Origin of the sequence: Alteriqipengyuania halimionae (assembly GCF_009827575.1) — a bacterium.
In the GTDB taxonomy this organism is placed as follows: Bacteria; Pseudomonadota; Alphaproteobacteria; order Sphingomonadales; family Sphingomonadaceae; genus Alteriqipengyuania_A; species Alteriqipengyuania_A halimionae.
This window is the reverse complement of sequence record NZ_WTYR01000001.1, coordinates 2,683,687-2,700,635: the sequence shown is the minus strand read 5'-3', so window position 1 is coordinate 2,700,635 and position 16,949 is coordinate 2,683,687. Positions and strand designations below refer to the sequence as shown.

At 62.6% G+C, this 16,949-nt stretch carries 22 protein-coding genes; 13 read left to right on the top strand and 9 right to left on the bottom strand.

The window, feature by feature from the left end; all coding sequences use genetic code 11:
- The first annotated feature begins 331 nt into the window (after positions 1 to 331).
- The gene (locus tag GRI68_RS13110; RefSeq protein ID WP_160617693.1) at positions 332 to 1,219 is read left to right on the top strand and encodes an alpha/beta fold hydrolase; all 888 of its coding nucleotides are present in this window, start codon (positions 332 to 334) and stop codon (positions 1,217 to 1,219) included.
- A 103-nt stretch (positions 1,220 to 1,322) separates the two neighbouring features.
- Entirely contained in the window at positions 1,323 to 2,162 is an 840-nt protein-coding gene (locus GRI68_RS13105) for a GGDEF domain-containing protein (protein WP_160617692.1), read from the top strand.
- 16 nt (positions 2,163 to 2,178) lie between these two features.
- On the opposite strand, the gene GRI68_RS13100 is transcribed toward GRI68_RS13105, so the two are convergent.
- Positions 2,179 to 2,415 carry a GlsB/YeaQ/YmgE family stress response membrane protein gene (locus tag GRI68_RS13100; RefSeq protein WP_160617691.1) on the bottom strand — a complete coding sequence of 79 codons (237 nt, stop codon included), beginning with the start codon at positions 2,413 to 2,415 and terminating at the stop codon, positions 2,179 to 2,181.
- A gap of 684 nt (positions 2,416 to 3,099) precedes the next feature.
- Here GRI68_RS13100 and GRI68_RS13095 point away from each other — a divergent pair.
- From GRI68_RS13095 to GRI68_RS13085, 3 genes are all read left to right on the top strand, one after another.
- A complete protein-coding gene (locus GRI68_RS13095; RefSeq protein ID WP_160617690.1) occupies positions 3,100 to 5,157 on the top strand; it encodes a ribonucleoside-diphosphate reductase subunit alpha in 2,058 nt (685 codons plus the stop codon).
- A 165-nt stretch (positions 5,158 to 5,322) separates the two neighbouring features.
- The gene (locus tag GRI68_RS13090) at positions 5,323 to 5,502 is read left to right on the top strand and encodes a hypothetical protein (protein ID WP_160617689.1); all 180 of its coding nucleotides are present in this window, start codon (positions 5,323 to 5,325) and stop codon (positions 5,500 to 5,502) included.
- Between the two features lie 8 nt (positions 5,503 to 5,510).
- Positions 5,511 to 5,705 carry a hypothetical protein gene (locus tag GRI68_RS13085; RefSeq protein ID WP_160617688.1) on the top strand — a complete coding sequence of 65 codons (195 nt, stop codon included), beginning with the start codon at positions 5,511 to 5,513 and terminating at the stop codon, positions 5,703 to 5,705.
- Between the two features lie 100 nt (positions 5,706 to 5,805).
- On the opposite strand, the gene GRI68_RS13080 is transcribed toward GRI68_RS13085, so the two are convergent.
- Complete coding sequence (locus GRI68_RS13080) at positions 5,806 to 6,048, bottom strand: DUF2171 domain-containing protein (RefSeq protein ID WP_160617687.1); 243 nt, start codon at positions 6,046 to 6,048, stop codon at positions 5,806 to 5,808.
- 161 nt (positions 6,049 to 6,209) lie between these two features.
- On the opposite strand from GRI68_RS13080, the gene GRI68_RS13075 reads away from it, so the two are divergent.
- Entirely contained in the window at positions 6,210 to 6,737 is a 528-nt protein-coding gene (locus GRI68_RS13075) for a hypothetical protein (RefSeq protein WP_160617686.1), read from the top strand.
- 55 nt (positions 6,738 to 6,792) lie between these two features.
- Here GRI68_RS13075 and GRI68_RS13070 read toward each other — a convergent pair whose 3' ends face one another.
- The 3 genes from GRI68_RS13070 to GRI68_RS13060 form a co-directional block, all read right to left on the bottom strand.
- The gene (locus GRI68_RS13070; protein WP_160617685.1) at positions 6,793 to 7,869 is read right to left on the bottom strand and encodes a serine hydrolase domain-containing protein; all 1,077 of its coding nucleotides are present in this window, start codon (positions 7,867 to 7,869) and stop codon (positions 6,793 to 6,795) included.
- A gap of 67 nt (positions 7,870 to 7,936) precedes the next feature.
- Positions 7,937 to 8,809 carry a helix-turn-helix domain-containing protein gene (locus GRI68_RS13065; RefSeq protein WP_160617684.1) on the bottom strand — a complete coding sequence of 291 codons (873 nt, stop codon included), beginning with the start codon at positions 8,807 to 8,809 and terminating at the stop codon, positions 7,937 to 7,939.
- A 90-nt stretch (positions 8,810 to 8,899) separates the two neighbouring features.
- Positions 8,900 to 9,412 (bottom strand): hypothetical protein, encoded by a 513-nt coding sequence (locus tag GRI68_RS13060; protein ID WP_160617683.1) that lies wholly within the window; start codon positions 9,410 to 9,412, stop codon positions 8,900 to 8,902.
- Positions 9,413 to 9,627: 215 nt separating this feature from the next.
- Between GRI68_RS13060 and GRI68_RS13055 the strand changes: the two genes are divergently transcribed.
- The 3 genes from GRI68_RS13055 to GRI68_RS13045 are packed head-to-tail and all read left to right on the top strand — an operon-like array spanning position 9,628 to position 11,932.
- Positions 9,628 to 10,701, top strand: coding sequence for a ribonucleotide-diphosphate reductase subunit beta (locus GRI68_RS13055; protein WP_160617682.1), 1,074 nt, complete (start codon positions 9,628 to 9,630; stop codon positions 10,699 to 10,701).
- Positions 10,702 to 10,733: 32 nt separating this feature from the next.
- A complete protein-coding gene (locus GRI68_RS14045; protein WP_160617681.1) occupies positions 10,734 to 10,991 on the top strand; it encodes a hypothetical protein in 258 nt (85 codons plus the stop codon).
- Between the two features lie 2 nt (positions 10,992 to 10,993).
- Complete coding sequence (locus tag GRI68_RS13045) at positions 10,994 to 11,932, top strand: toll/interleukin-1 receptor domain-containing protein (RefSeq protein ID WP_160617680.1); 939 nt, start codon at positions 10,994 to 10,996, stop codon at positions 11,930 to 11,932.
- Between the two features lie 230 nt (positions 11,933 to 12,162).
- Here GRI68_RS13045 and GRI68_RS13040 read toward each other — a convergent pair whose 3' ends face one another.
- Positions 12,163 to 12,369, bottom strand: coding sequence for an SEC-C metal-binding domain-containing protein (locus GRI68_RS13040; RefSeq protein WP_160617679.1), 207 nt, complete (start codon positions 12,367 to 12,369; stop codon positions 12,163 to 12,165).
- A gap of 134 nt (positions 12,370 to 12,503) precedes the next feature.
- Between GRI68_RS13040 and GRI68_RS13925 the strand changes: the two genes are divergently transcribed.
- The 4 genes from GRI68_RS13925 to GRI68_RS13020 all read left to right on the top strand — a co-directional run bounded on the left by GRI68_RS13925 (position 12,504) and on the right by GRI68_RS13020 (position 14,060).
- Entirely contained in the window at positions 12,504 to 12,629 is a 126-nt protein-coding gene (locus GRI68_RS13925) for an excalibur calcium-binding domain-containing protein (RefSeq protein ID WP_160617678.1), read from the top strand.
- Positions 12,630 to 12,767: 138 nt separating this feature from the next.
- Positions 12,768 to 13,307 carry a hypothetical protein gene (locus GRI68_RS13030; RefSeq protein WP_160617677.1) on the top strand — a complete coding sequence of 180 codons (540 nt, stop codon included), beginning with the start codon at positions 12,768 to 12,770 and terminating at the stop codon, positions 13,305 to 13,307.
- 10 nt (positions 13,308 to 13,317) lie between these two features.
- Positions 13,318 to 13,605, top strand: coding sequence for a PRC-barrel domain-containing protein (locus GRI68_RS13025; RefSeq protein WP_160617676.1), 288 nt, complete (start codon positions 13,318 to 13,320; stop codon positions 13,603 to 13,605).
- A 164-nt stretch (positions 13,606 to 13,769) separates the two neighbouring features.
- A complete protein-coding gene (locus GRI68_RS13020; RefSeq protein ID WP_160617675.1) occupies positions 13,770 to 14,060 on the top strand; it encodes a DUF1294 domain-containing protein in 291 nt (96 codons plus the stop codon).
- A gap of 276 nt (positions 14,061 to 14,336) precedes the next feature.
- On the opposite strand, the gene GRI68_RS13015 is transcribed toward GRI68_RS13020, so the two are convergent.
- From GRI68_RS13015 to GRI68_RS13005, 3 genes are read right to left on the bottom strand one after another with little or no spacing between them, the layout of a single operon-like run.
- A complete protein-coding gene (locus tag GRI68_RS13015) occupies positions 14,337 to 14,909 on the bottom strand; it encodes a thermonuclease family protein (RefSeq protein WP_160617674.1) in 573 nt (190 codons plus the stop codon).
- Positions 14,910 to 14,957: 48 nt separating this feature from the next.
- Positions 14,958 to 15,587 carry a hypothetical protein gene (locus tag GRI68_RS13010; RefSeq protein ID WP_160617673.1) on the bottom strand — a complete coding sequence of 210 codons (630 nt, stop codon included), beginning with the start codon at positions 15,585 to 15,587 and terminating at the stop codon, positions 14,958 to 14,960.
- Positions 15,584 to 16,903 carry a NupC/NupG family nucleoside CNT transporter gene (locus GRI68_RS13005; RefSeq protein WP_160617672.1) on the bottom strand — a complete coding sequence of 440 codons (1,320 nt, stop codon included), beginning with the start codon at positions 16,901 to 16,903 and terminating at the stop codon, positions 15,584 to 15,586. Before GRI68_RS13005 ends, GRI68_RS13010 begins: the two co-directional genes overlap by 4 nt.
- Between the last annotated feature and the right edge of the window lie 46 nt (positions 16,904 to 16,949).

Here is a 16,949-nt window from a genome sequence, read left to right as displayed (position 1 = left end):
GCGAACTTTCAATCGATCTACTGCGAGGAAAGGTCCTCTCACGAAACGCACCGTGGCGCTTCCGGCGATTAGTTTCGCGCGCCAGCAAGACAATCGAGCGGGCTCTCGCCAACCACGGTTTCGAGCCCGAGTTGGTCACAAAACTCGAAATTACTTTTCGACTGTCACACCGGATGCGGCGATCTAGAGAGGTCGAAGTCACGGTTGGGCAGTCTGATGGCCGCTGGAGCACCGACCGTTACATCGGCAACCCTCTCAAGAGACCGGTTTTCATCGATAGTTTAGAGCGGCGCAGAACTGAACGCGCGCCTATTGCGAGAGGACGCAGATAATGCCCACGACCACAGCCAACGGAATCACTCTCCACTACGAAGACAATGGCGATCCCGCGAACCCGGCGATCCTGCTGATCATGGGGCTCGGCGCGCAGATGACGCTGTGGCCGGACGAGCTGGTCGCGGCCTTGGTCCAGCGCGGCTTTCGCGTCATCCGCTACGACAATCGCGATATCGGCCTCAGCGAGAAGATGGAGGGGGCCAAGGCTCCGGGCATCGCGCGGCAGGTGATCTTCGGCAAGCTCGGCTTCCCGCCCAAGACGCCTTATTCGCTGTCGGACATGGCGGCTGATGCGGTCGGCCTGCTCGACGCGCTCGGGATCGGGAAAGCGCATGTGGTCGGTGCCTCGATGGGCGGGATGATTGCACAACTGGTCGCGGTCGAGCATCCGGGCCACGTCCTCTCGCTCACCTCGATCATGTCGACCACCGGATCGTCCAAGGTGCCAGCGGCGCAGAAGGAAGCGCTCGACGTGCTGACCAAGCGCCCCGCATCAACCGATCGCGACGTGATGATCGAACACGGGCTCAAGATCCAGCGCACGATCGGCAGCCCTGGCTATCCGATGGATGACACCTATGCCCGCAAGCTGGTCACCGACGGGTTCGACCGCAGCTTCTATCCGGCCGGGATGCCGCGCCAGCTGGCCGCAATCGTCGCCGATGGCGATCGCACCACGCGGCTTGCCGATGTCACCGCGCCGACATTGGTGATCCATGGCGAGGACGATCCGCTGGTGCCGTGCGAAGGCGGCCGCGCGACCGCCGCGGCAATCCCCGATGCAACGCTCAAGACCTATCCGGGCATGGGTCACAGCCTCCCGCTCGAGCTTGTCGACGACATGGCCGATCAAATTTCCGCCCATGCGAATGCCGCCGTATAGGGGCGCCGGCCGGCCGCTTGGTTAACGGCGCCCTTACAACCCGTAATACCTCTGGTTGACAGTCTCGCCCCCGTTCCTGACCGAGGGGAAGGGAGAACCAAATTTGCGCATCTACAACGCCACCCGTTTTCTGTTTCCGCGCAGCTATCGCCTGCGCGTGTTCGCGATCTGCTTCGGCTCGGTCCACATACCTTTGATCACGTTCCTCGTGATCCAGGGGCTCCGGGGCCAGTGGGATTGGTCGATGATAACCGCCCTCCTGATCGCGACCGTGGTCGGCACCGGGGTCGCGATCGTGGGCCTGGCCGGTCTGCTTGCGCCGATCCAGCTCGCCATGGACCGCCTGGCCCAATTGCAGCGCGGAGAGTCGGTCGAGGATTGCCCCGAAGCGGGCCAGGATCTGGCGGGCGATCTGCTACGCGCCACCACGGAAGCCTCGCAAAGCACGATCCGGCGGATCGACCGGCTCAAGGGCGCGGCAGCAACCGATGCGCTCACCGGGCTCGCCAATCGGCGCGGCCTGCTCGAGAAACTCGGCGAAAAGATGCAGAACGGCTCGCGCGGCAGCATCGCACTGCTCGACGGAGACCGGTTCAAGCAGGTCAATGACCGCCTCGGCCATAGCGAGGGCGACCGACTGTTGAAGCGGATCGCTTCGCGCATTCTCGACAATGTCCGCGAATCCGATATCGCCGGTCGCTGGGGCGGGGATGAATTCGTGATCTATTTCGACGGGCTTGATCGGGACGGCGCCATCGCGGCCATCACGCGCATCAAGGGGGCCGTCTTGCGCCGATCCCCGATTCTGCTCGATGGCGAACCGGTGGCTTTCAGCCATGGTTGCGCTTCGCTCGAGACGCCCGGTCGGAAGGCATTCGACCGGGCGCTCGAGGAAGCCGACAAGGAGCTCTATCGCGACAAGGCGCGACGCATGTCCGCCTGATCGCGCCTGTCGTTGTTTAGAACAGCACCGTCCCGATGAAGATCAGGACCATGCCGCCCAGAATGCTGGCGAAGAAGCCCGCGCTGTGAAAGCCGGGCGCGCCGCGATGGGTCACGAGGCCGGCAACGAGCGATCCGGCAATTCCCAGAAGGATCGTTTGCAGGAGGCCCATATCGACCGCGCCCGGATAGAAAAAGCGCGCCAGGATACCGACGATCAGTCCGGTCAGGATGGCTGCGAGAATGTTGAGCAAGTGTCTTCCCCTTTATGATCGATCCGCCGTCTGGCCGATCGCTTGTATTCGCCTGTCGAGTGCAGGATGGGCGAATGCCCACGACGCGACTTTATAGAATGCCCCGGCTCAGAACAGCCCGAATTTGAATCGCCCGGAGGATCGCATGCGAGGCCGTGCACGCCCGCCCGGCGACATCGATCGGATCGGCCGCGCTCGCGATTCCAGCATGAAAATTGCGCGCTCGCTTCATGATGATTCAAAGCTGGATTCGAAAGATTCAATCACCATATTTTTCTACACAAATCCATTTTGGGGCTTGCGTTGCGCGTGACCCTAGCTTTCCCCGCGCGTCGCGGCGTAGCAGCTGGATAAGACACCCTCCCGCACGGCTTCGAACGGGTGCGAAAAGCCGATTTAGCGCTTGCGCTCGAATCGCACGATAGGCACTATCGGTAGTGGCTCTTCGGGTAGGAGCCCTCTAGAACTTGAGCCCCGCCACCGCAGCCCATCGGGCGGCGAAGGCCGGATTCGGCTCTTGCGAGGGCGCCTTTCAAGGCGGGTCCGGGGACAAGCGGGGGAAAACTATCGCAAGGCCCCACGGGATCGATCTGGTAGGCAGGACGCATTGCCGCCGACTCGAACGAACAGCAATTTCGGGGTCGCGCGCAGCGGCTCCGGCAATAGGCAGGAGCGGGCGGAAACATGGAACTGAGAAACGGGGACGAAGCGACGATGGCAGAGCTGGACGAGATGATCGAAGACGCGCCGACGACCGCCAAGACCGCGCCCGCCAAGGCCGCGCCGACCAAAGCAGACAAGGACACATCCGTGACCGCGACCGACACCGGGACCGCCGAAGAAACCGCGCTCCTCGCCGCCACTGGCGCGATGGCCGAGGCGGCGAAGGCCGCTGCTGCGGACAAAAACGATTCCAAGCGCGTCAACAAGCGCCGCTTCGACATCAAGACCGATCCCGCGCGCGATGCGAACCTGACCGCATTCGGCAAGGAAACGCTGACCGACCGCTATCTGCTGCCCAATGAGAGCTATCAGGACCTGTTCGCACGCGTCGCCGATGCCTATGCGGATGATCAGGAGCATGCGCAGCGGCTCTACGATTACATTTCGAACCTGTGGTTCATGCCCGCCACGCCCGTCCTGTCGAATGGCGGCACCGGCCGCGGCCTGCCGATCTCGTGCTACCTCAACTCGGTCGAGGACAGCCTCGAAGGGATCGTCGGGACCTGGAACGAGAATGTCTGGCTCGCCTCCAAGGGCGGCGGCATCGGCACCTATTGGGGCAATGTCCGCGGCATCGGCGAACCGGTCGGCCTCAACGGCAAGACCAGCGGCATCGTGCCCTTCGTGCGGGTGATGGATTCGCTCACGCTGGCGATTTCGCAGGGCTCGCTGCGGCGCGGCTCGGCCGCCTGCTATCTCGACGTGTCTCATCCGGAGATCGAGGAATTCCTCGAGATCCGCAAACCGGCCGGCGACTTCAACCGCAAGGCGCTGAACCTGCACCACGGGGTGCTGCTGACCGACGAGTTCATGGAAGCGGTCCGCGACGGCGCCGATTTCGATCTCAAATCGCCCAAGACCGGCGAAGTCCGCTCCACCGTCAATGCGCGCGCGCTGTTCCAGAAGCTGGTCGAAACGCGCCTCGCCACCGGTGAGCCCTACATCGTGTTCAACGACACGGTGAACCGCATGATGCCCAAGCATCACCGCGAGCTGGGGCTGAAGGTCTCGACTTCGAACCTGTGCTCGGAAATCACCCTGCCGACCGGTATCGACCATCTCGGCAACGATCGCACCGCGGTCTGCTGCCTGTCTTCGCTCAACCTCGAAAAGTGGGACGAGTGGAACGGCGACAAGCAGTTCATCGAGGATGTCATGCGCATGCTCGACAACGTGCTGCAGGATTACATCGACCGCGCGCCCGACGAGATGGCCCGTGCCAAGTATTCTGCCACCCGCGAGCGCAGCGTCGGCATGGGCGTCATGGGCTTCCACTCCTATCTCCAGTCGAAGGGGATCGGGTTCGAAAGCGCCATGGCCAAGGCGATGAACCTGAAAATGTTCAAGCACATCAACGCCAAGGCCAACGAAGCCTCGATGATGCTCGCCCACGAGCGCGGCCCCTGCCCCGATGCAGAGGAAATGGGCGCGATGGAACGCTTCAGCTGCAAGATGGCGATCGCGCCGACCGCGTCGATCTCGATCATCTGCGGCGGCACCAGTGCCTGCATCGAGCCGATCCCGGCCAATATCTACACCCACAAGACGCTCTCGGGCAGCTTCGTGGTGAAGAACCCGTATCTGGAAAAGCTGCTCAAGAAGAAGAGCAAGGACACCAACAACATCTGGAACTCGATCCTCCAGCACGAAGGCTCGGTCCAGCATCTCGATTTCCTCAGCCAGGAGGAAAAGGACGCGTACAAGACCAGCTTCGAGATCGACCAGCGCTGGCTGCTCGAATTCGCCGCTGATCGTTCGCCCTATATCGACCAGGCACAGTCGCTGAACCTGTTCATCCCGGCCGATGTCGACAAGTGGGACCTGATGATGCTGCACTTCCAGGCATGGGAAAAGGGCATCAAGTCGCTCTATTACCTGCGGTCGAAGAGCGTGCAGCGCGCGGGCTTCGCCGGCGGAGTGGAAGCAGACAACACGTCCGATCAGGCCAAGATCGAATTGCAGGCCGCGGCCGATGCCGCCGGGCCGACCGATTACGAGGAATGCCTCGCCTGCCAGTAAGGCCGTCGAGGACAGAATGATCGCGGCGCCCCGCTTCACCGGATCGGTGAGGCGGGGCGCCTTTCTTTTCGATGCCAATCTTTTCGATGCAAACCCGCCTTCGCAAGCGATAGCGCTTGCAGGCCGTCGCACCGTGCCTACTATCGAACGGGCAGGAGAGCCGCCGTGTTATACGTGATCGCCATCGTCTTCGTCGTGCTGGTCGCGATCTTCGTGATCGCCCACGCCGTGCGCATTCGCGATATCGAAGAACGCCGGGCGCGCGCGCCGCGGTTCTTCCTTCTGGGTGGCATATTGCTGGCCTTTGCCATCGCCCTCACCGTGATGGAACTGGCGGGCGTCTGACCGCATCGATGACCTGGCTCATTTTCTACACCATTGGCTGCGCGCTGACGCTGATTCTCGCTTACGCGATCGGGCTGGGTGCGAGCAAGCGACGCCCGTCGCTGGGCTACAGCTTCGGTGCGATCCTGCTGGCCATCGCGATCTGGCTCGGACTGCGCGCCTGGACGGTCGCCAGCCATATCTGGCCCGGCATTTTCGGCTGAGAGGCCGAAGGCGGATACACGAAGCCCGGCCTCTTGGGTGTGAGACCGGGCTTACGTCGCTACCATCCGCTAGGGACGGCAGGATATCGATGGTGTGGCGTCAGGCGGTTTCGACGGCCTTCGTACCGAGACCTTCGGGGAGGCGTGCGCCTTCCTTGAGGTAGACCCGGTTGTCGTCGACCTTCTCGACGTCGTCCATCGAAAGGAAGTGGTGCATGTCGTCCATGCTGTCCGACTTGGTCAGCTTGATCTTGCCATCGTCGACTTCATCGACGGTGCCGAGATGCATGCCCTTGCTGTCGGTGACTTCCATGTGTTCCTTGATCCGAAAACGTTCGAACATAATTTAATCCTTTCCGTTGAGGCGTTTGTATAATCAACGGGTGGATGCGGATCATCGTTCCTCGACTCGTCGGCGCTGAGCCACGTCTCGTTGATTTGGCTCAAACCCGCCCCGCAGGCGCGCACCAATTCCGCCCGACTTCCGATGTTCGGCGTTGATGGGTGACCGCACAGCTGCCAATCATCGTGCGGATGGACGGGTTCTTCGATCAGACAAACGCGCTTTTCCCGGCTGTCGGCGCGGTCGCCGGTCTCGCGATTGCGGCGAGCCAGATGTGGTGGAGGAAGTGGCGCATCGCACGGCGGACCCGGCGCATCGAGCGGGCCGGCAGTGTCGAGGAATGGCAGAGGGCCAAGGCATTGGCCGAACCGCCGGAGAAGAATTTTGCCTGGCCCAAGCTGATGCTCGACGCCGCTCTGGGTGCCGCAATCGGGATCACCGTCCTGTTCGCAAACGACGCGCTTGCGGTGCCGCTCGCGCTTCTCGCATGGGGCGTTCTTAGTCTGATCGCCGACCGTATTTTGCGCCGCATCAGGCCCGATCTCTACGAACAGGACGATCCCGAGCCGGATGGCGATCTCGATTCTGCGTTCTTCGGCAATTATGTCCCGAGCGAGGCGCGGTGGGGGTTCGTCGCAGCGCTCGGCATGGTCGCAATGATCATTGGCGCGATCTGGCTGTTCGCCTGAGCGCCCTGCGATGGCGTGAGGAAATGCCGCACCGGCGCTGTAACGCCCCGTAGCCTCATTCGCGTTCCAGCAATGCGGGCAGGAGTTCCTGAGCGAACAGGCGCTCGCTCTTCGCGTGGGCGTCGCGCTGGCCGAAATTGGTGGTGGTGATCACGGTCACAGAACGCGTTTCGGGTTCGATGATGACCTTGTTGCCGCCATTGCCGCTCATCGACTTTGTGACGACGTCGCGGCCCACAGCTTCCACCGCCTGAAGCCAGACGAGGTAACCGTATTCGGTCCCGTCGCGACCGGGAACGTCGACTTGCGGGCGCAGCGTGTCGGCCACCCAGTCCGCCGGGATCAGTCTCTTTCCGTCGTGAACACCTCCATCGAGCAGAAGCTGCCCGAGCTTGCCGAGCGAGCGGCTCGACAATTCGAGGCCGCCCCCGCCCTGCGCCAGGCCGAGCGGCGAGAAGGCCCATTCCGCCTCCTCGATCCCGAGCGGTTCGAACAACCGTGTGCGCGCATAATCTTCCAGCGGCATACCCACCGCACGCTCGACCACGGCACCCAGTGTCGTAACGCCGGCGGTGCAATAGGAAAACGCGCGGCCATAGGGGCTGTCTTCGGGCTTGGTGGCCCAAGGGGCGAAACCCTTCACCGGCAGGTCGAGATAGAAGCCCGGCCAGTCCTCGATCAAGTACATGCGTTCTTCATTGCCGCGCGAGAACATGTTGCTGTCGTCGCATTCGGCGATCGAGCTCATCGTGACGAGATCCTCCACCGTCACCGCTTGCTTGCGCGGATCGGGGTTCAGCGCCTCGTGTCCGGGAAAGAAGCTTGCGATCCGGCTGTCGCGTGCGAGCAGCCCGTCGCCCACCGCGATCCCCGCCAGCATGCCGGTGACGGTTTTGGTGGCCGAGCGGGTGTTGCGCAGCGCCCCCGCGCCGCCCTCGTCGAAATAGCGTTCTGCCAGAATCGCGCCGTCATGCATCACCAGCACGCTGGTCGTGCCGCCATACGCCGCGTCTTCGCCCGCGACCGGGAGACTATCGAGATCGATCGCACCCGCTTGCTGCGCATGGGAGGGCGCGGACAGGGCGAGCAGCGCAGGCACGGCGAGGGCCAGGGCACGGCGGAAGACAGGCATGGTATTCTCCAGAAAGGCAGTAACGGCGCCCCGGTTGCCCGTTCGCCGCGCGGCATTCTTGCAGATTTCAAACATCGCGCATCCGCTTGCGCCAGGCTCCGGGCGACACCCCCGCCCGGCGGCAGAAGACATTGGTGAAATGCGCCTGGTCGCAAAAGCCCAGCGCGAGCGCGATCTCGACCAGCGGCGTGTTGTCGCGGGCCAGCATGCGGCAGGCGTCTTCGAACTGGCGGTCGCGAAGCAATTGCCCCGCGGTGCGGCCGCACAAGCGGCGGAAACTGCGCGCGACGTGGACCGGGTGGATATCGGCCTCGCGCGCCACGCGGTCGAGATCGATCGCCGCGATGTCCTCTTCCATGACCAGGTCCCAACTACGCGCCAGCCAGGCCGGAATCTTCGCAGGCGCGGGTGACGGCTCGCGCTCGGTCAACCCGGCGGCGAGTTCCTCGACCGCCAGCGTCGGCCGCGCGAATTCGAGGTCTTCGATCAACGCGGTCATCCGCGCGAGCGTCGTGCGGTCGCGCCGCACCGTCGCCGGCCCCTCCCACGACAGCGCGGGATCGATATTGATCGCGAGGAAGCGCCCCGTCGAGCCGAGGAAACGGTCGCGATGGCTGGTACCGGCGGGGTTGTCGACCAGCACCGGCGTTGCGCAGACCGGCGGCGCGCCTTGCGCGCTGGTGATGTACTGGCCGCTCATCAAGAAGATCAGGTGGCGGTCTTCGTGGCAATGCGGCTCGATCTCGATGTCGATCGCGTCATAGACCGCGAAATCGACCCCGCGGCTGCTCTGCCGACGCGATCGCTCGCCCCAGATTTCGCCGGGACGGCGGGCGAGCGGTGCGGAAGATCGGTCGGCGTCCATCGATCCTGATGGCATAGCGGGTTGCCGCAACCGGTCCAGCAAAGGCTCGACCGACGCGCCGCTGCGATCTGCCATCGCCACCCGATACGCAAAACGCCCCTTCCGGTGGGCGGAAGGGGCGTCAGGGTCGCGGCGTCCACTCACCGCGAAAAAGGGCGTGGGCCATCAGGCGCCCGGATTATCGCGGTCGATCCGCGCCTGCTGGGGAGCGACGTCCTCAAGATTGTCGTCGTTCAGATCGCCCTTGGGCTTATCGCTGCCGGACTTCGACTGCGACTGGCTCTGGCCTTGGCTTTGGCTTTGCGACTGCCTCTGGCGCTTTGCGCCCGCGCTGCCGTAATCGGCCTGGCCGGTTTCGAAATCGTCGGCCGCATCTTCGCGGGTCTTGTCGTCCCACTCGTTCTGCTGGACCTGCTGGCGGACCAGCGGATCGGCCTGGTACTGCGCCTCGCCATGATCGAGGTCGGATGCTTCGAACTGGTCGTTGTCGACCGAGCGTTCCTGCTGCGCCCCGCGCTCGCCATCGGCGGCATCGGCATCGGGCCGGTCATCGAGCGATTGCTGGGCGCGGTCGAATTGGTTGGCTTGCGTCGGCTTTTCGGCAAAGCGTTCGTCGCCCTGCTCGGGCTTGGCATTGCCATGCACCACGCGGCTGTCTTTGGGTTCGAGTTCGGACATCGGGAATCTCCATGTGGGGGCTTTCGTAAGCCCGGTGTTACCCGACCAATCCGCGCGCGCGCCGCTTCGTTCCGGCCCGTTCGACCATGCGCGCACGGAATGCGACGAGTGGTTTCACAACTGCGGACAGCCCTGTGGAAGCGGCCATTTGCCCCGTTCCCAATCGGGCCCCGAATCACTATATCTGGAGGTCAGACACGCAAGGGGATCACAACATGTCGCTGCTCGAAGCCCGCAAGACCTACAAGCCGTTCGAATATCCGTGGGCTTACGATTTCTGGAAACGCCAGCAGCAGGTGCACTGGATGCCCGAGGAAGTGCCGCTGGGCGAGGACTGCCGCGACTGGGCGCAGAAGCTCTCCGATCACGAGCGCAACCTGCTCACCCAGATCTTCCGATTCTTTACCCAGGCCGATGTCGAGGTGCAGGATTGCTACCACGAGAAATACGGCCGCGTGTTCAAGCCGACCGAAGTGAAGATGATGCTGGCCTCGTTCTCCAACATGGAGACGATCCACATCGCCGCCTATTCGCACCTGCTCGACACGATCGGCATGCCCGAAAGCGAATACGGCATGTTCCTCGAATACGAGGAAATGAAGGACAAGCACGACTACCTGCAGGAATTCGGCGTCGACAACGACGAGGATATCGCCCGCACGCTGGCGATGTTCGGCGGCTTCACCGAAGGGCTGCAGCTGTTCGCCAGCTTCGCCATGCTGATGAATTTCCCGCGCTTCAACAAGATGAAGGGCATGGGCCAGATCGTCAGCTGGTCGGTGCGCGACGAATCGCTGCACTGCGAAGGCATCACCAAGCTGTTCCACGCCTTCTGCAAGGAGCGTGACTGCCTGACCAAGTCCGTGAAGGAAGACATCATGGACATGTGCCAGAAGACCGTTCGGCTGGAAGACGCCTTCATCGACCTCGCCTTCGAGGACGGCCCGGTGCCCGGCATGACGGCCAAGGAAATCAAGAAATACATCCGCTACATCGCCGACTGGCGCCTGTCGCAGCTCGGCCTGCCGAGCATCTACATGGTCGAGGATCACCCCCTCCCCTGGCTCACCCCGCTGCTGAACGGCGTCGAGCACGCCAACTTCTTCGAAACCCGCGCCACCGAATATTCGAAGGGCGCCACCCGCGGCGACTGGCAGGACGTCTGGTCGAGCTTCGACAAGCGCAAGAAGGCCGGCGCGGCGAATGAGGAAGGCGACGCCGAGGATGATGGTCCGGGGCTGTTTGAGGATTCGGGTGCGAGCGAGAGTGCCGGGGTGGCTGCGGAGTGATGTTCTAAAATAACCCCCCCTATGGACACGAAATGTTCTTCTCGATATTGGTATTCGGGAGGAGATTTGAAGTGGTTGCATCTAAGGAGCGTGTCGAGCCTCAACTCTATCGCGAGTGCGAGAAATGTGGGGGGTCCGGGACCTTTAACGAGAGCGAAAAGCGTGGGTCGAGCATGACCTTCAGTCATGGTCCGTGTCCAGATTGCGAGAGTATCGGAGCTATCCCTACAGACGAGGGCGCGCGAGTCTTGGATCTTATCCGGCGCTGGCGTCAGTCGGGGAGGTTGTAAGTTTGCCTGCAAAAGCGTTCATATCTTATTCTCACGTCGATCAGAGTCATATTGACCGACTGTCTAAGCATTTGGCTCAGCTAGAGCGTGATGGAACGTTGTCTGGTTGGTTTGATCGTGAAATTCACGCTGGAGGAAACCTAGATGATGAAATTTCAAAGCAGTTGCTTTCATCAAGCATTTTTCTAGCTTGCGCGAGCCCAGACTATATTGCCTCGAATTACTGCTATGATCGAGAGTTGGAAATCGCGCTTGAGAGAGAACAGGCTGGAAATCTCACGATAGTCCCTGTCGTTCTCGAACCTTGTGAATGGCTGCAAACTCCACTCAGCAAATTTAAAGCGGCACCCAAAGATGGGAAACCAATCTCTGAGTTCACAAATCCCAATGTGGCATTCCTCGATGTCGCAACCGAAATCCGACGCCTTTGTCAGCACGGCAGTGACGTAAAAGAGTTCAAATCCGCTTCACCGACTTCGGAACCTGACGATCCACGGGGCGGGTCTCGTTATCGTGTACAGCGCGAGTTTGATGAACTTCATAAAAGAGATTTCGTAGAGAGATCATATGATGAAATTCTCTCGTTTTTTGAATCCTCAGTAGGCGAAATTCAATCAGTAGCGGACGTTGAAGCTCGGCTTCATAAAACAAGCGACGCACATTTTTCTTGTACTGTTATAAATCGCGGGATTTCGCGTGGTTTTGAGACCTTACACGTACGACGCGGTGGGTCATTTGGTGCAATTGATATTCTTTATGGTGAAGGAAATCGAGCGAACACATCTAACGGTGGGTTTGCCGTAGTGGCCGATGATTATCAGCTCTATCTAAACTCGATGCTTTTTCATTTCTCAGGCGAGGAGAAGAAAATGACCCCGCGTGAAGCCGCACAGATGCTTTGGGACGATTTGCTTAGCAAAGTAGGTATCGGATATGCCTGAACCTGCTGGTTTTAGATGTGATAGCTGCGGAGAAGGATTCATGCAGCAGGTTCTGACCGACACAGAACGTGAGCAACTTCGTCGCGAGGATAAGCGAGGAAGCCCTAATCAATGCCCCAAATGCGGTAGCTTCAACGTTAATAGAGTTTAGTCTCCGTTGAGTTCCGCGATGAGTATACCAAGGGGAGTTTCGGGGACAGTATATGTAACCCGCACCCTTGTCCGTCTCGTCAATTACCGCCAATAATCCCGCCGTTCGGCCCGGTCGAAAGCGGCCCGATGGCATGCAGCAGCGCTTGAAATCTTTTCCCTGAACCGCACGGGCATGGGTCAATCCGCCCGAGCTTTTCGAGCAGTTCGATCTGTCCGCCTTTGATGGTCCGTTGTCCGCGCTTGACTTTCTTCTCGCTGGGGAAGCCCTTACGCCATTTCGACATCCGCTCTAAAGGACGGGAGCGCGGGTGGGGGAGAGTTTTTGTTTGGTCCCTCATACGCCGGGCGGCGGGCATCCGCCCGCCTTGGCTACGCCGCATAAGCGGCGGCGTACGGTCGTGCGCTCGCACGCTGCCGCGTGCAAATCCTGGACGGATATCGGTGGGGTTTCGCTGGCCTCCTTTATCGCGGCGAGCTGGGCTATCGTCCTCGCCTCGATGGCGACAATGACGGGATCGCCTGCGAGCCCTATCGCGGACGGTAAGCGGCGCGTTAACTGCGTCCTGCGGAACATATTGAAAATAAAACGGAACGTTCGCGGGTCCCATCCGCTGCTTAGGTAGGGCCACACATCGTCGCAGGCTGCGGTCGCGTGCTGGCTCCAAACAGGAGGCCCCGACCCATGGCCGAAATCCCCGTAGAAAAGAAATCCTCCATGTCCCTGCTGCCGTGGCTGTTGCTCGCCGCAGGCGTCATCGCACTATTGTGGTGGCTGCTGGCCGAGGGTGACGATCCCGATGCGCAGGCCACGCTGGACGACGATGTCGCCGCGCAGACCTACGACACCGAAGGCGCGGAAGACGAGGAATGGACCGTCGATGAAGATGGCGCCGTTGCCCTCACCGGCATCGCCGGCCTTGCCAGTCTCGGCGATTTGATCGGACGCGATGTCGCGCTGACCGACGTGGCCGTGAACCGCGTGGTGGGCGACGAAGCCTTCACCATCGGTGAAGGCGACAACGAGACGCTCGTGATGTTCGATGAAGAACGCACGCCGAATACGCCGATGGAAGGCAATGTCGACGTCAATCCCGGCTCCAACGTCACCATTCGCGGCGAAGTCCGCGCGTTCCCCGGCGACCTGCCGCAGAGCGTGACCGAAGAAGTCGATACCGATGCCACCGCCATGATCTTCGCATCCAGCGTCGAAACGGTTGAATAAGGAACATCCCATGAAACACGACGACAGGTTTGCAGAACTCGATTCGCTGTCCGACTGGCAGCTCGTCAACGAAGACCAGGACATTCGCGGCTGGCCCGTACGTTCGGCCACCGGCGAAGAATACGGCAAGATCGACGACATGCTGGTCGACAAGAAGCACGAACACGTGCTCGCCGTGCGGATGGAAGACGGCCGGTTGGTCGCGGTCGAGCATCTCGACATCCGCGACGATCACGTCATCTATGCCGACACCGCTGCGGCATCGACCGTGCACTACACCAAGGTGCGCGCCCGCTGACGGCACCGTACCCACACGAACGAACACCGAAGGGGGCACCGGAGCGATCCGGTGCCCCTTTTGCGTGGCGCGCGGGGCGCTTGCCCGACGGTCGGAATGGCGGGCTCGCATCGCCGGTCGAGCGCGGCTATCCTGGGCCCTCTTTCGGAGCGCACGAGCCAGCCATGCCGGATCTTCCCTACGAATATGCCGCCTATTATCTGATCGCGATCAATACGGGCGCCTTTGCGATGTTCGGGATCGACAAGGCTCGGGCCGAGAACGGTGCGCGGCGGATCAGCGAGGACCAACTGCTGGGTTGGGCGATCCTCGGCGGGACGCCCGGGGCCTATGCCGGCCGCCGCCTGTTTCGCCACAAGACTCGCAAGCAGCCATTCTCGGACCACCTCCGCATCATCGCCATCCTCCAGATCGCGGCAGCCGTGGGACTGGCGGTCTATTTCATGCCGCTGTGAACGAGGGGCGAAGCAGACAGACCGAAACGGCAGCAAGGCGCGTCCCCCTCCCGCAAGCGGGAAGGGTTAGGGGTGGGCACTGATACGCGCCGCCTCTCCCGATTTTCCTACATAGCCGCGCGCAGATAGACTGGCCGGATGACGTCCACCGCGCGCGTTTTTCTTATTGGATATGCCGATCGAAGCACCGCAATCCGTCCGGAAAATTGTTTCCCCTTGGACTGTGTAACAGGCGGTCCATGTGCCCCTCAGCAGCGACGAACCGAGTGGGACGACTCAGTTGCACCATCCCTCGCGCGTACCGCCGTGATAGCGCCGCGCGAGGGCCCGCTCGACCAGTTCGGGGCCGACATAGGCCCGCATCCCTGCCGCGTCCTTGCGATAGACCTCGCGCAGCTCGCGGCCATAGCGATCGGACGGATCGTCGAACCGCCCCCGCATCCAGAACGGGCCGCGATTGAGCCATTCGAGCAAGGCCGCGCGCGCTTCTGCCGCCAGTTCGGCTTCGCGCGGGCATCGCGCATCGAATTCGGGCGTGTCGAACCCCACCACGCGATAGCTGGCGCTTCCGATGCGGAAGGTGTCGCCATCGACGACGCAATGCGTGGCGTATCCGGTGCCGCATTCGCTCCAGCGCGCATCGACCCGCTGCGGCTCGGTCGAGAACAGGTCGGGCACGCCGACGAGATCCGGTCGGCTCCACACCACTGCGAACGCGATGAGGAAGACGAGCAACACCGCCGGACGCACCGAACGCCACGCATCGGCCCAATCCGAGCCCGGCCGGCGACGGCGGAATCGCGCTGGTCCAGCGCGCTTGCGGCGGCGGAAGGGAAGAAGGTTGCCCATGGCGCCGAGACTAGCGCGGCAGGATTACCGATCGGTGGACGGGCGCGCTTACCAGCCCCAGGCTGGCGGCGGCACTTCGACCGGCTCGCTGGCATCGAACTCGACCCGGAACAGGCGAGTGGGATCGTTGCGGCGGGTGAGCTGGTAGGCGAAGCGCGGGGCGCGAGCGTCGGCCGGATCGACCTCGACGCGCCAGACATTGGTGAGCGAGACGTCGAGCCCCTCGCGCTCGAACAGCGCGATCGAATAGGCGTCGACCGGGAAGTCCTGCACCCGTGCGGTGCCGGCGGACAGCGTGTCGCCGCCATACTGCGTCACTGCATCCTCGCTGCCGTCGGCATGCCGGTGATCGTGCTTGAGGCGCAGGCCGTCTTCGGTGCGGCTGACGACCCAGGTGCGCGAGCGGTCCCAGCCGTCGGCCTGCGCGTCGTCCTCGACGTGGAACGCGATCGCGATGCGGGTGGACGAGCAGTCGGCCCAGTGGGCGATCATCCGCTTGCCCTGCCAGTCGGCATCGCGCGCATCGCTGCTCGCGAGTTCGCCTTCATAGGCATTCCCGCAATGGCTCTCGAGCGCTTCCCAGAACCGCTCCTGCGGCTCGGGCAGCGGCGCGGTGTCGGGCATTGTGGTGCACGCGGCGAGCGCGGGCAGCGCGGCGAGGATGGCGAGGCGCGTCATATGGAGAGGAACAGGCCGGCCAGCGCGGCGCTCATCAGGTTCGACAGCGAACCGGCGACCAGCGCGCGCACGCCGAGCTTGGCGATCATCGGGCGCTGGTTGGGGGCGAGCCCGCCGGTCACCGCCATCTGGATCGCGATCGAGGAGAAGTTGGCAAACCCGCACAGCGCGAACGTGACCACCGCCACCGTCCGCTCGGAAAGTCCGGTCGCGTCGCTAGCTGCGGCGGCGCCGAGATCGATGAAGGCGACGAACTCGTTGAGCACCACCTTGGTGCCGAAATAGCCACCCGCCTGCACCGCCTCGCCCCAGTCGGGCGTGGCGAGCAGGTAGAAGAACGGCGCGAAAATGTAGCCGACGATCTGCTGGAAGGTGAGGTCTTCCAGCCCGAACCAGCTGCCGACCCCGCCGAGCAGGCCGTTGGCGAGCGCGATCAGGGCGACGAAGGACAGCACCATCGCGCCCACCGCGACGGCGAGCTTCACCCCGGTCTGCGCGCCCTGGGCGGCGGCCATGATGATGTTGGCGGGCTTCTCTTCCTCGTGCTCGACAGCGACCGGCTCGTCGATCTCCTCGCGGTTCAGGGCCGCGGCGGCGAGGCTGGGAGGAGCCTCTTCCTCGGTCACCGCCTCGGCTCCGTCCTGCACCACCGGCGCAGCGATCGGATCGGGCATGATCATCTTCGCCATAAGGATCCCGCCCGGCGCGCTCATGAAGGCGGCGGCGACGAGATAATCGATGCGGATGCCCATGCTGGCATAGGCCGCGAGAATAGTGCCCGCGACGCCCGCCATTCCCACGCTCATCACGCAGAACAGCTGGCTGGGTGTAAGGCTCGCGAGATACGGGCGGATCACCAGCGGGCTTTCGGACTGGCCGACGAAGATGTTCGACGCCGCGCACAGGCTTTCGACCTTGGAAATCCCGGTGATCTTCTCGAGCCCGCCGCCGAGCCATTTGATCACCAGCTGCATGATGCCGAGGTAATAGAGGATCGCGATCAGCGAGGCGAAGAAGATGATCACCGGCAGAGCCGCAATGGCAAAGCTGGTGCCGCCGATTTCGGGCGAAGCGAGCGGACCGAAGATGAACTTCACCCCCGCCCCGGCATAGCCGAGCAGGTTTTCGACGCCCTTGGCTGCGCCCTGCAATACCCGGTTGCCGAACGGCACATACAGCACCAGCGCCGCGAACCCGGCCTGCAACAGGAAAGCCGCACCGACCACCCGCAGGCGGATAGCCTTGCGATCCTTCGACAGCAGGAAGGCGAGCGCGAGGATCAGGACGATCCCGATCAGCGAATAGGCGACGGACATAGGTTCGGGCTCCCCCTCAGAAGCGGCATTCGGTTGGCCGGGGGTC